The 12,451-nt window shown below is 59.5% G+C and carries 9 protein-coding genes and 1 pseudogene; 6 read left to right on the forward strand and 4 right to left on the reverse strand.

What is annotated here, in order from left to right; all coding sequences use genetic code 11:
- The coding region (locus AC0L3D_RS26365) for an IS110 family transposase (RefSeq protein ID WP_473646286.1) at positions 1–914 on the reverse strand (914 nt) is incomplete at its 3' end.
- 424 nt (positions 915–1,338) lie between these two features.
- Here AC0L3D_RS26365 and AC0L3D_RS26370 point away from each other — a divergent pair.
- The 4 genes and pseudogenes from AC0L3D_RS26370 to AC0L3D_RS26385 all read left to right on the forward strand — a co-directional run bounded on the left by AC0L3D_RS26370 (position 1,339) and on the right by AC0L3D_RS26385 (position 4,535).
- Positions 1,339–2,556 carry a cytochrome P450 gene (locus AC0L3D_RS26370; RefSeq protein ID WP_473480592.1) on the forward strand — a complete coding sequence of 406 codons (1,218 nt, stop codon included), beginning with the start codon at positions 1,339–1,341 and terminating at the stop codon, positions 2,554–2,556.
- 43 nt (positions 2,557–2,599) lie between these two features.
- Positions 2,600–2,770, forward strand: a pseudogene (locus tag AC0L3D_RS26375) (ferredoxin); the annotation flags it as partial.
- A gap of 126 nt (positions 2,771–2,896) precedes the next feature.
- Positions 2,897–3,466: a nuclear transport factor 2 family protein gene (locus AC0L3D_RS26380; protein ID WP_473629470.1), complete on the forward strand. Its 570-nt coding sequence runs from the start codon at positions 2,897–2,899 to the stop codon at positions 3,464–3,466.
- 424 nt (positions 3,467–3,890) lie between these two features.
- The gene (locus tag AC0L3D_RS26385; RefSeq protein WP_473488630.1) at positions 3,891–4,535 is read left to right on the forward strand and encodes a nitrogen fixation protein NifQ; all 645 of its coding nucleotides are present in this window, start codon (positions 3,891–3,893) and stop codon (positions 4,533–4,535) included.
- Here the strand turns inward: AC0L3D_RS26385 and rpoN are convergent.
- From rpoN to AC0L3D_RS26400, 3 genes are all read right to left on the reverse strand, one after another.
- Positions 4,514–5,923 (reverse strand): RNA polymerase factor sigma-54, encoded by a 1,410-nt coding sequence (rpoN, locus tag AC0L3D_RS26390; protein WP_473646288.1) that lies wholly within the window; start codon positions 5,921–5,923, stop codon positions 4,514–4,516. The genes AC0L3D_RS26385 and rpoN overlap by 22 nt on opposite strands.
- Before the next feature lie 181 nt (positions 5,924–6,104).
- On the reverse strand, positions 6,105–6,638 hold the full coding sequence (locus AC0L3D_RS26395; protein WP_065010713.1) for a peroxiredoxin: 534 nt from the start codon (positions 6,636–6,638) through the stop codon (positions 6,105–6,107).
- A 1,393-nt stretch (positions 6,639–8,031) separates the two neighbouring features.
- Positions 8,032–9,249 (reverse strand): MFS transporter, encoded by a 1,218-nt coding sequence (locus AC0L3D_RS26400; protein ID WP_473480585.1) that lies wholly within the window; start codon positions 9,247–9,249, stop codon positions 8,032–8,034.
- 634 nt (positions 9,250–9,883) lie between these two features.
- On the opposite strand from AC0L3D_RS26400, the gene nifH reads away from it, so the two are divergent.
- Both nifH and nifD read left to right on the forward strand, forming a co-directional pair.
- A complete protein-coding gene (gene nifH, locus AC0L3D_RS26405) occupies positions 9,884–10,777 on the forward strand; it encodes a nitrogenase iron protein (RefSeq protein ID WP_404926324.1) in 894 nt (297 codons plus the stop codon).
- Positions 10,778–10,869: 92 nt separating this feature from the next.
- A complete protein-coding gene (gene nifD / locus AC0L3D_RS26410; RefSeq protein WP_473646289.1) occupies positions 10,870–12,372 on the forward strand; it encodes a nitrogenase molybdenum-iron protein alpha chain in 1,503 nt (500 codons plus the stop codon).
- The last annotated feature ends 79 nt before the right edge of the window (positions 12,373–12,451 follow it).

Below are 12,451 nucleotides of genomic sequence, written 5' to 3' on the forward strand. Positions count from 1 at the left end.
CGTTGGCCGCTCTCATCCGGCGCCCCGGTAAGTCCGGCATAGCGGGCGACGGCTCTCCGATCACGCAGGCCGCGTGACAGAATCTCATTCACCAGCATGTCCGCAGTCTTGATACCGACACCGATGATCCGCGCAAGAAGGCGAACCATCGCGAGCGGACCCTTCTCCGTGTCCGGAACCACCGAGAGCTGCCGCAACCGCTCCTGTTCGATCTCGTGGATTTGTTCACGCAACAGGTGAAGCCGTCCGAGATTACGGCGCAACTCGGCTCGGCTTCGTTCCGGTAGGGGCATACCTTCCGCCGTATGCAGAGCCTCCAGTTTCTCGGCAGCTTTGCGCAGATTGGGTTTGAAGGCGCGAATGCCGAAGCGAGCGAGGATTGCCTTTATGCGGTTGACGATCCGTGTACGTTCGCGGACGAGATTGTTTCGTTCACGGTTCGGACGGCGGGCCTCCTCCTCATTGATGGTTGGGATGGCTGCCATGCTGCAGTGGCGCTTCTCGCCCCGCAGCCAGCCAAGAAAGGCGCGCATCAGCAGTTCGGTATCGAGGCGATCGGTCTTGGCACGCCGATGTTCACGGGAAACCGCGACGCTCGATGGATGTATGACATAAGCTTCGACAGCGCGCGCCTGGAGCCAGCGCGCCAACCAAAAGCCGTCGCGTCCAGCCTCATAGGCGACAACGATGCGCCGGACTTCACGCCCGGCTTGGATGGCTTCGCTGCGCCAGCGGCGCAACAGCCTGAACACCGAATCCGGGTCGGCATCGAGCTTCTTGAGAGGGTTACGTTCAAAGCCAGGGACCGTCGCAGCTATGAGCCACTTTGTCTGGCTCATCTCAATCACTGCGACCAACGTGCTGTCCTGATCAAGGGCGGTAAGGGATTTGCTTGCATCAAAGGATGGTGACATGGGGCGCTCCTTAGGTAGCTGCTCAACAGCGCCGAGGGTGCCACACGCTCGCCGCCGCCCATAGCATCTACAGTGCTTGTCGAGGGCGCGCTCGCGAGCGGCTTCGCTACCGCCGAGCTACACCCTCTCTCGCAGGTGACCTCGTTCGATACTTAGCCTCTTCACTCGGCTCCTCGCTAGCATTCTTTTCTGCAAAACCTTGTCGTGTCTGGAACAGTCATGAATGTCGAAATTCGTACCAAGGTTAGCCTCAGAAGGGCAGCTACAACGGAGATATGAGCAGCGCCAATGGTGCGCTTATTCGGCACGCAATTTGCTCGACGTTGTCATCGGAGGCGATGTCGGCAGTGCGCGCGGAGCTCAGCGGTGACGAACAGCCTTGCGATCTCAACCGAGCGTAAACGCCTGAACGCAGGAGAACCAAATGGCGACCAACCCGGTTCCAGATCATGTCCCGCCGGAAATGGTGGGCGACTTCAGCCTTTTTTCCTCGCCAGGCATGTCTCCGGCGCCCAACGGCGACCCCCACGCAGCAATCGCTTGCGTGCATGCCGGACCGCGAATCTTTTATTCGCCCTGGAACACGCGTACCGGGCAGGGTGCTTGGGTCATCACTCGCGCCGCAGATCAGCGCCGGGTGCTGCAGGAGACCGAAAACTTTTCCAGTCATCGCAACGTCTTCGCATCTGCACTGGGCGAAGACTGGCCGACGATCCCGCTCGAACTCGATCCCCCTTCCCATGCAGTCTTTCGCTCATTGCTCAATCCGCTCTTTTCGCCGAAGCGTGTAACGGAACTGGAGCCCGCCATCCGCGAGCGAGCGATAGCGCTTATCACGAGGATCGCCTCGTCGGGAACAAGCTGCGATGTCATGAAGGATTTCGCCTTTCCTTTCGCGGTCAGCATCTTCCTTCGCTTCATCGGACTGCCGGAGCACCGTCTTGAGACGTTTGTTGCCTGGGCGAAAGATCTGCTCCATGGCGATGATGTCAGACGGCCGGCGGCGGCTCGGACGATTGTAGCGTTCATAGACGAGCTGGCGGCGATGCGCCGCAACAAGCCCGTCGACGATTTCATGAGCTTCATTGTGCAGGCGCAGGTCGAGGGCCGCGGGCTGACAGACCAGGAGGTCCGTGGCATTGGCGTGCTCGTTTTGGTGGCGGGGCTCGACACGGTCGCTACAGCCATAGGCTTTGACTTGGCCTATCTCGCGCGAAAACTGGAAGATCAGGAATTGCTCCGAAAAGAACCGGACCGGATCGTGCGCGCAGCCGAAGAACTGCTGCGTGCCTTTCCGACCGTTCATTTGATCCGCGTCGCACGGAAAGATATCGACTTCGAAGGCGCGCCGATCCGCAAGGGGGACTTCGTTTCCTGCGCCACGATGATTGCAAATCGTGACCCGGCGGAATTCGAATCTCCCAACACGGTCGATCTGACCCGAGAAGGCATCCGCCACGCCGCCTTTGGCTATGGTCCCCACCGGTGCCTTGGTTCACATCTCGCGCGCCGGGAAATTGTCATTGGCCTGGAGGAGTGGCTGGCGCGCCTGCCGCCCTTTCGGATCAAGGAGGGAACAGCACCCATCACCCACGGCGGCCAACTGTTCGGGATTGAAAATCTGATCCTGGAGTGGGGCTAAACCTAGCCCGGCCTGAGCTGGGGCACAGACGTTGGAGGTCGCCTTGCGCATCATCGTTCACCAAGCCAGATGTCAGGGGCATGCGCAATGCGCGGCGCGAGCGCCGGCAGTCTTCAAGCTGGATGAGGCGGGTTACATCCTCCCCGGTGACATCGAGGTTGCGGACGCGGAGCAACTGCTTGCGTCGGATGGGGTGCGATCCTGCCCCGAACTTGCGCTGGAAATCGACGATCCACCCGCTGCGCGAATCGCTTCGGAGGCCACCCTCAAACCGAAGACAGAGGTCCCGGAACACGTCGGAACCACCGAATTTGCGGCAGACCCGACGGGCCAAGCGAAAATCGTCGAACTGCTCGACCGCGAGGCGATCCGCGACTGCCTCTATCGGTATTGCCGCGGGATAGACCGTGCCGATGAAGCGGCACTGCGCAGCGCCTACTGGCCAGATGCACATGACAATCACGGGGCCTATTGCGGCTCGGCAGAGGGCTTCATCCGGTTTGCGCTCGGCGTCTTCAAGACCGGACCGCGCAACATCCATCAGATCACGAACATCCTTGTCGAATTCATCAACCCGGCAGAGGCCGCAGTCGAGAGCTATTTCACCGCGCTGCAACGCGGACCGGACAAAGACGGAGAAGTGCGTCAGATGTTTCTATGCGGGCGCTACTGCGATCTGTTTCAAAAGCGGGAAGGGGAGTGGCGGATTGCCGAACGGACCGTTGTCTATGACTGGCTGGAGGAGCAGATCCCATCCTTGGTCCTGGAGGCAGAACGCTTCGGCACGCGACAGCCGATTGGAGCACCGTATCCGGACGATCCTGTCTATGCGCTCGGGGAGCGCCGCATTGCTTCTCATGACAGTGCCATCACAACCTTGGGACCGCATCAGTATGACTACGGACTGTGAAACTTCCAACGCCACCGCGCCACCTGCAAGGGAAAGATGGGCCGGCAGGAACCCCCGCGTGAGAGCGGCAACGCTCTGTCTGAAACCGTGAGCGCACCGAGGACGCCGGTGGTATCGATTTGCTGGAGCTTGGCAGAGCCCCTCATCGATCCTGAAACTGTCCAATCGCGTTACGGACCCAGTTGAGAGATTTCGACCAGGGACAATGCTGCCAGACCGAACTGGGGGAGACCGGATCATCCCCCCATCAACAACGCTATGGGTCATGGTTTAGCGCGGTGACTTCGAAGGCCAGCTTGGTCATGCGGTCGACCCGCGGCCCGCTGTATTGGGGTTGAGCCCGCGCCGGCGCGTGCCCGTACTCGGACCCATGTGCTCTCGGCAGGGCCGCTGCATCGCGAAAACAAACCAGGAGAACGGGACCATGTCCGCACAGAAAGACGCATGTGTCGGCGCCGGCCAATGGCCCACCAGCATCGAGCCGGAGAGGGGGTTCGACGAGCATGTTCTTGCCTGCGTTCTCTCGTGTGCGCTCAAGGAGGTCGAGGCTGGCGAAGCGACAGCGACGGAGTCAACAGGGCTGTCCCTTGCCGAGCTGCGCGAGGTCCTGCCCCTGGGTTTGTCCGCAACCGCTATGGCGGCCTTAGCCTTGGAAGACGTCAGCGATCCTGAGCGGGGCATGGAGGAAGAACTTCTGCGCGGCCTTCTGCTGGCGCATGCCCGGCCGAGCGACCCGGCGAGCGCGCGCTTCGCTAAGATCGTCGCCCGGCGCGCCATGCGCGATGACCATCTGTGGCAGGATCTTGGTCTTCTCAATCGGGCCGAGCTCAACCGCCTGCTTGCCACCCATTTCCCGATGCTTGCAGCCGGCAATACCCAAAACATGAAATGGAAGAAGTACTTTTACCGCAAACTCTGTGAGGCCGAAGGGTTTTTGCTATGCACTGCGCCCAATTGCCGGGAATGTAGCGATTTCGACGGTTGCTTCGGCCCGGAGGAGGGCGAATGTGAAGAACGCGTCACATTTGATTTAGGGGCCGCTTTTGGTCACGAGGCCTTGAGGCCTTGATCGCCGTCCCGCCACAAGCGCTTTTCCCGGCGCCGCTGTATGGAGGAGGGGATGTTCATCGCCTCGCGATATTTGGTGACCGTGCGGCGAGCGAGATCTATGCCGCATTCCTTGAGCCGGTCAGCGATGTCATCGTCAGAAAGCATGTTATCAAGCGATTCTTCGGCGACCATCGCTTTGATCCGATGGCGGACAGCTTCGGCGGAGTGCGCGTCACCGCCTTCACAGGAGGCGATCGCGACAGTGAAGAAATACTTGAGTTCGAACACGCCGCGTGGGGTAACCATGTACTTGTTCGAGGTCACCCGGCTTACAGTCGACTCATGCATGTTGATCGCGTCAGCGACCGTCCTGAGATTGAGGGGCCGTAGGTGGGCGACGCCATATTCCAGAAAGGCATCCTGCTGGCGCACGATTTCGGTGGCAACCTTAAGGATCGTCTTGGCGCGCTGATCGAGGCTGCGGATCAACCAGTTCGCGTTTTGCAAGCATTCATTGAGAAATGTCATGTCTTTCGATTTTTTGGCGGCTCGGCAGGAAACCTCCGCGACATAGCTTTGGTTGATCAGCACCTTGGGCAGCGTGTTCGGATCAAGTTCGATCTGCCATCCACCTCCTGGCGAGCGCAGGACCCATACGTCCGGTATCACGCATTCCGGCGTTCCCGACTGGAATCTGTTTCCAGGCTTGGGGTCAAGCGCACGGATTTCCTGCAACATGTCGAGAAGATCTTCTTCATCGACGCCGCAACGCTGCTTCAATGTCTGAAAATCGCGTCGCGCAAGCATCTCAAGGTTGGCAACCAAAACCGCCATCGCCGGGTCGAACCGGTTTCGCTCGCGCAACTGTATCTCGAGACATTCGCTGAGCGATCGTGCGAAAATTCCCGGTGGATCGAGGTGCTGCAAGACGCCCAGCACCCGTTCCACATGGGCCAGCCCGACGTTTAGGGTGTCAGCCAAGTCCGAAGGACTTACCCGAAGATAGCCAGTGTCATCCAGATGCCCGGCAAGCTGATGAGCAATCAGCCGCTCGTGCGGTGTGAAGGCGGTGAGGGAGATCTGACGAGCGACATGGTCGTGCAACGTTTCCGCTAAGGCGACAAACTCCTCGTAGGCAGGACGCTCGCCCGGCGTGGTGTTCGTCGTGCTGAGCTGGGATTTCCCTTGCCTGGGCAGGTCCGGGGACCTTGCCCAGTTCGGTCCTTCAACCTCGCCAGTCCACCCTTCGTCGTTTGGCGCATGCTCCAGAAGCGGATTTTTCTCGAGCTCCTGGTCCACGAACTGATGCAGTTCGGCATGCGTCAGCTGCAAGAGGCGAATCGACTCGATGAGTTGAGGCGATGCCGCAAGAGACTGTTTCTGAAGTAGGCTGAAGGACGATTTCATGGTCGGTTCGGTATTCCTGTCAAAGAAGCTCTTGGCGGTGGCTAATTAGATCTCTCACAGGTCGACGGCTTCTAAGCCGCGTCACGTTTGAACGACCTCACGGGCCGCGCGCCTCCAGAGCTTTGCGCTCTGCACACAGTGTCGTCCAAAACGCAGTTGCGCATGGTCGATGTGCACCAGGTCACGCAGCGTCCTTCAATGATTGAAGGACGTTCTGCGGGGATGAGACGCCATAGGGGTCGGTCTCGCAGTTGTCGGAGAAACCTTCCTCCTCAAACCACTGCTCCACCACGCCATTATTAAGCAGAGCCGCGTAGCGCCACGAGCGCATACCGAAGCCCAGATTGTCCTTGGCAACCAGCATGCCCATTTTGCGCGTGAACTCGCCAGACCCGTCCGGGATCAGCTCGACCTTCTGCAGCCCCAAGGACTTTCCCCATGCGTTCATGACAAAGGCATCGTTGACCGAGAGGCAGTAGATCGCGTCAACTCCTTCTTTCTTGAAATCCTCGTAGAGATCTTCGAAATTGGGCAGTTGGTAGGTCGAGCAGGTCGGGGTGAAAGCGCCAGGCAGGGAGAACAGGATGACGCGTTTGCCGGCAAAGTAGTCGTCGGATGTTTTTTCTTCCCAACGGTACGGATTTGGCCCCTGGATTGAATCATCGCGAACACGCGTCAGAAACGTGACGAATGGGACCTTCTTTTGACCGGTCATCAACTTGCTCCTTTTGAAGAAACTGGCGCACTGGATTTTACTGAGGCTATCGGATTGCCGCGCTGGGGTGCTGCCAGGCCAGGGCGCGAGACAATGCCCTACGCGGCTCCCGATTCTTTCCCCCTTCTGGTCTATGGGAACGGCCCGGCTCCAGATGTTCGGATCTCCAAACCGGGCGATGCGCAGTCTTCAGCGAGAACAACCACCGCCGCCTTCGCCGATCGTTTAGAGCTTCGCGTGCCAGCCATGGTTCGGTATCCGCTTTCATCGTGTTCAATGGGCTCTGAGCACGAGCAGCAAGAGACATGCCATTTGCAATGAAGCTGCTTCTGCACTCCCCTTTCGGACGACGTCTTTCGCCACGCGGGATGCGCGCCATAGCCGTCGGTGTGTAGCGCGGATATTTGCGCTTCCGCCGGCTGGCAAACACCACACAGCGCATGCCCATGCCCACGGCGCAGCCGCGGGCACCACCGCAGCGAGGGGGCACAGTGCGCTCCTAGTAGCGGTGTTGGCAGAGGCATGACTGACGCGAACGCACGCCTGTGACAGCAATTCATGGCGGCCGCTCTTCGGCAATCGCCATGATCCCGAGTCGATGAGGATCGAATTTGGCTCGGCCACGATCATGACATGCTTGGCGTTCCAACTGGCTTCGCCGTGCGCGTCCATCGAAACCTCTGTGTCGGAAACGGAACTAGAATTGTCGCAAGGCCGACCGAAACGTCGCCAAGCCGCCGCTGGTTAGCGGGAAGGGGCGCAACGCAAACGGAGCGCCACCCGGGCACGCAAATTGCGGTCGATGATCTTGTCGGTGGGACGTCCGCAATTCGAGCGAGACCCTCGGCTGCGCCCTAACGTCGGCGTTGCAAGAGATGATTTGACGTCTCGCTAGCTCGCGGTTGCTGAACATACGATGCCTGACCTTCAAACGATGATTGAAGAGCAGATTACGCCCTATCTCCCAAGCTCGTCGGCTCCGCCAGCGGGAAGAGTCCATGCCATGAGGCTGTCGGACATAGTTATCCGCGACGGTGAAGCCCTAGCGCTGACACCTTGCAATCTCAGGACATCGACGAGGCTACGCCTCAAGAACGGCACCTGGTCATCCATCAGCTGCCTAGCGCGACCCGCGCTCGCCCGGGCTGCGTAACCTGACCAACTCCGCCCGGGCGAACGCTGATGCACTTCCTGTAGCCGCGAACGGTGAAACCGGCGAGGCGAGGCGCCCGGCACTGGTCCAGGCCCCATCGGGTGGTAGCCGCGACCCAGGTCATATCTAGGCGAGACGAAGGCCTGAACCGACAAAGTAGTCGTGGGCGGGATCGCGCCGCGCGGCTGGTGCGGCTGCATCGCGAGCGCTGAGCTGAAGGTCTTTCCCGTCAGAGGTTGGTTATGTTGTGCGTTTCGGGCCGAATAGGAACACCGTGAGGGCTGCGAGGAACGTGGCAACCGCGCTGTAGGCAAACACACTGGCGACGCCGACATTGTTCACAAGCAAACCGCCGAAGATCGCGCCGGCTGCGATGGCAATCTGGAACGTTGATGTCATCAGCACACCGGCGCTTTCGGCCTGCTCGGGAACGGCGCGCAGCACCATCCAAGTCTGTACCCCCACCGGCACCGCACCGAAGCCAAAGCTCCATACAGCAACCGCAATGGCCGAGGCGGAGGCCGATGCTCCAGGCATCAGCAATGAGACAGCGGCTATCGCCATGAGCAGGGGCGGCAGCGCCGCGACTGCCTTGAGGCTGTGTTTCGCCAGGAATGCGCCGGCTAAATTGCCGAAGAAGCCGCATACGCCGGAAACGAGCAACAGCAATGAGATCGTCTCGATTCGGAGGGCGGGAATCTCCTCGAGGTAGGCCCGGACATAGGTGAAGCTGGCGAAGTGCCCAGAAGCGACCAGCAGTACGACCAAAAGCGCGACCCTGATAGTTGGCTTCTTGATCACATTCAGCAGACCGCGGAGTCCAGCCATTTCAACCGGCGGCAACGTCGGAATGGTTACGAGTTGCACCAGCAATGTAACGCCATTGACGGCTGCGGCGATCATAAAGGTGGCTCGCCATCCCCAGATGTCGCCTACATAGGCGCCGACTGGAGGCGCGCAAACGATAGCGACCGAAACGCCGGTGAGGATGATTGATAGGGCGCGCGGCAGGAGATGATTTGGAACCAGCCGAATCGCCAGCGATGCCGAAATCGACCAGAAGCCTCCAAGCGCAATGCCGAGCACGACGCGTGCCGCTAGGAAAACCGGCAGCGACCACGCGACACCCGCCAGAACGTTGGACAGGATCTGAAGCAGCATCATCGCCCACAGGACGATCCTGCGGTCCAGGCGCTTTGTTATGAAGGCGATCGTCGGCGCAGAGATCGCCGCAGCAATCGCCGTCGCTGTCATCGTCTGTCCAGCCGCACCCTCTGTGACATGCAGATCATGCGCGAGCGGCGTCAGTACGCTGGCAGGCAAAAGCTCTGCCGCCACCAACCCGAAGGTGCCCAGGGCAAGCGATATGACCGCGCCCCATGCGGGACGAGATCGTTGATCCGGCTTTTCTGGGCCGTGCAGAAAAATCTCCATGAAGCCTGTCGCGGATTCGGTCATGAATAAGCTCGCCAGCTTGGGTGCAACTGCAACATGGGTTCGCTGCAGCGACCCGCATTCATGGAGCACGCCGTTGCCGGCGGCGTCGCACGAAGGGAATGTTCATCGCTGCCCGACATGTTGTGACAGCGCCGCGTGCAATATCAGTGCCGGTTCTCCGAGCCGGACGAGGATGTGATCGTCGGCAGTCGTCGCATCAGGCATGTTCCATGCCGACTTCGCGGGGGCCAGTCTCGAACCAGCCATGCGCAACCAGCTACCGAGCACGCACGTCTGATGTCCCGCGGCGGAGGCGCGCAAGCCGGTCGCTTTGCCGCCGCCTGTATGCAGCCAAAGGTCGGCTCTAGCTCGAGGGCCCGAGTTCTTCAGGTGTCGGTCTCGAAGCTGACGCCTTGTGTCGGGCATTGTCGGGTTCGCTACAGGGCTTGTTATGACAATCACTTGTCTGGCAGCAAACACTTGTTGAAGCTCAGGCTAACTCGCGGGACACAAACGAAAAAATACCCTTTTTGGTTATCAGCAAGCTACTTGGCACGAGTCTTGAGACCCTTTCGGTGTGAGGCGGCAAGAGCTGCCCATCGGCATTCATATTGCGGCCAGCCGCGACGGATGGAACGAAGGAAGGAAATCTATAATGTCAGGTCTGCGTCAGATCGCCTTTTACGGAAAGGGCGGCATCGGCAAGTCCACCACCTCCCAAAACACACTCGCCGCCCTGGTCGACCTCGGGCAGAGAATCCTCATCGTCGGCTGCGACCCCAAAGCCGACTCCACCCGCCTGATCCTGAACTCGAAGGCTCAGGATACTGTCCTGCATCTGGCGGCACAGGAAGGTTCGGTGGAAGATCTCGAGCTGCAGGACGTGCTCAAGATTGGCTACAGAGGCATCAAGTGCGTGGAGTCCGGCGGCCCGGAGCCGGGTGTTGGCTGCGCCGGCCGAGGCGTCATCACATCAATCAACTTCCTCGAAGAGAACGGCGCCTATGACGATGTCGACTATGTCTCCTATGATGTGCTCGGCGACGTGGTTTGCGGCGGCTTCGCGATGCCAATCCGCGAGGGCAAGGCGCAGGAAATCTACATCGTTATGTCTGGGGAGATGATGGCGCTCTATGCCGCCAACAACATCGCCAAGGGCATCCTGAAATATGCCCATTCGGGGGGCGTGCGGCTCGGAGGCCTGATCTGCAACGAACGTCAAACCGACCGTGAGCTCGACCTCGCTGAAGCCCTGGCTTCCAGGCTCAATTCCAAGCTCATCCACTTCGTGCCGCGCGACAACATCGTCCAGCACGCCGAGCTCAGGAAGATGTCAGTTATCCAGTATGCGCCGGATTCCAAGCAGGCCGGAGAGTACCGCGCGCTGGCCGAGAAGATCCATGCCAATTCTGGCCAGGGCACCATCCCGACGCCGATCACCATGGAGGAGCTCGAGGACATGCTGCTCGACTTCGGCATCATGAAAACCGACGAGCAGATGCTTGCTGAGCTTCAGGCCAAGGAAGCGGCCAAGACGGCCGCCCAGTAACGACCGATATTGGTCGCCTCTCGAGTTGGGCGTCTTGCAAAGAACGGGCGCCTCATCGGTGGGGCGTCATCAGACACCTTGAAAGGGGTCCCATGAGCCTGGAATACGAGAATGATGGTGCTCTCCATGCGAAGCTTATCGAGGAGGTGCTATCGCAATATCCCGACAAAGCGGCGAAGCGCCGCAAAAAACACCTCAGCATCGCAAAGAGCGGGGGTGAGGCTGGCGGGGAAAGTGAGATCCTTTCCGAATGCGACGTCAAATCGAACATCAAGTCCATCCCCGGTGTGATGACAATACGCGGCTGCGCCTATGCCGGCTCAAAGGGCGTGGTCTGGGGCCCAGTCAAGGATATGGTCCATATCTCGCACGGCCCCGTCGGTTGCGGTCAATATTCCTGGTCACAGCGACGCAATTACTATGTGGGCACAACGGGCATCGACACTTTCGGGACAATGCAGTTCACCTCCGATTTCCAGGAGAAAGACATTGTCTTCGGCGGTGACAAGAAACTGGAACAGATCATCGACGAGATCGAGATGCTGTTTCCGCTAAACAACGGCATCACCGTGCAATCCGAATGCCCGATCGGTCTCATTGGTGATGACACCGAGGCAGTTTCTCGCAAGAAAGCCAAGGAGTACGAAAAGACTATCGTGCCGGTGCGCTGCGAGGGCTTCCGCGGCGTCTCGCAATCACTCGGCCACCACATCGCCAATGACGCGATCCGCGACTGGGTCTTCGACAAGAAGGACGTCGAGTTCGAGGCCGGTGCTTACGATGTTAACGTCATCGGAGACTACAATATTGGCGGCGACGCCTGGGCCTCGCGCATCTTGCTTGAGGAGATAGGATTGCGCGTGGTCGGCAACTGGTCGGGCGACGCAACACTGGCCGAGATTGAGCGCGCGCCAAAGGCCAAGCTCAATCTCATCCACTGCTACCGCTCGATGAACTACATCTGCCGGCATATGGAGGAAAAGTATGGCGTCGCCTGGATGGAGTACAATTTCTTCGGACCGTCCCAGATCGAGACCTCTCTGCGCAGCATAGCCAAGCATTTCGGGCCGGAAATCGAGGAGAAAACCGAGAAGGTGATCGCCAAGTACAGACCGCTTGTTGACGCCGTCATCTCCAAGTACCGGCCGCGTCTCGAAGGCAATACCGTCATGCTATACGTCGGTGGCCTGCGCCCCCGCCACGTCATCACAGCTTACGAGGACCTCGGCATGGTGATCGTCGGCACTGGCTACGAGTTCGGCCACAACGATGACTATCAGCGCACCGGTCATTACGTAAAGAACGGCACGCTGATCTATGACGACGTTACCGGCTACGAGTTGGAGAAGTTCATCGAGGGAGTTCGACCCAACCTCGTGGGCTCTGGCATCAAGGAAAAATACCCGGTGCAGAAGATGGGTATTCCGTTCCGTCAGATGCACTCCTGGGACTATTCGGGACCTTATCACGGCTATGACGGCTTTGCCATTTTCGCGCGTGACGTGGATCTTGCCATCAACAATCCGGTCTGGGATCTCTACCAGGCCCCTTGGAAAGAACGCCCGCCCAGTGGGCGGGCGATAGCTGCCGAATAGACGCCCTGTCCTGGCCTAGTCTCCCCAGAGAGACCATGAACCCCGCGAGCTTGTGAGCCTCGGGATTACCGGAAACGTC

The sequence above is a fragment of the Mesorhizobium sp. WSM4837 genome (assembly GCF_055811435.1).

What these genes read in the sequence shown, in the direction of transcription:
- rpoN (WP_473646288.1), bottom strand. Translation starts at nt 5,923, where the DNA reads ATGAAATCGTCCTTCAGCCTACTTCAGAAACAGTCTCTTGCGGCATCG.
- AC0L3D_RS26385 (WP_473488630.1), top strand. Translation starts at nt 3,891, where the DNA reads ATGTCCGCACAGAAAGACGCATGTGTCGGCGCCGGCCAATGGCCCACC.
- nifH (WP_404926324.1), top strand. Translation starts at nt 9,884, where the DNA reads ATGTCAGGTCTGCGTCAGATCGCCTTTTACGGAAAGGGCGGCATCGGC.
- AC0L3D_RS26400 (WP_473480585.1), bottom strand. Translation starts at nt 9,249, where the DNA reads ATGACCGAATCCGCGACAGGCTTCATGGAGATTTTTCTGCACGGCCCA.
- AC0L3D_RS26370 (WP_473480592.1), top strand. Translation starts at nt 1,339, where the DNA reads ATGGCGACCAACCCGGTTCCAGATCATGTCCCGCCGGAAATGGTGGGC.
- nifD (WP_473646289.1), top strand. Translation starts at nt 10,870, where the DNA reads ATGAGCCTGGAATACGAGAATGATGGTGCTCTCCATGCGAAGCTTATC.
- AC0L3D_RS26395 (WP_065010713.1), bottom strand. Translation starts at nt 6,638, where the DNA reads ATGACCGGTCAAAAGAAGGTCCCATTCGTCACGTTTCTGACGCGTGTT.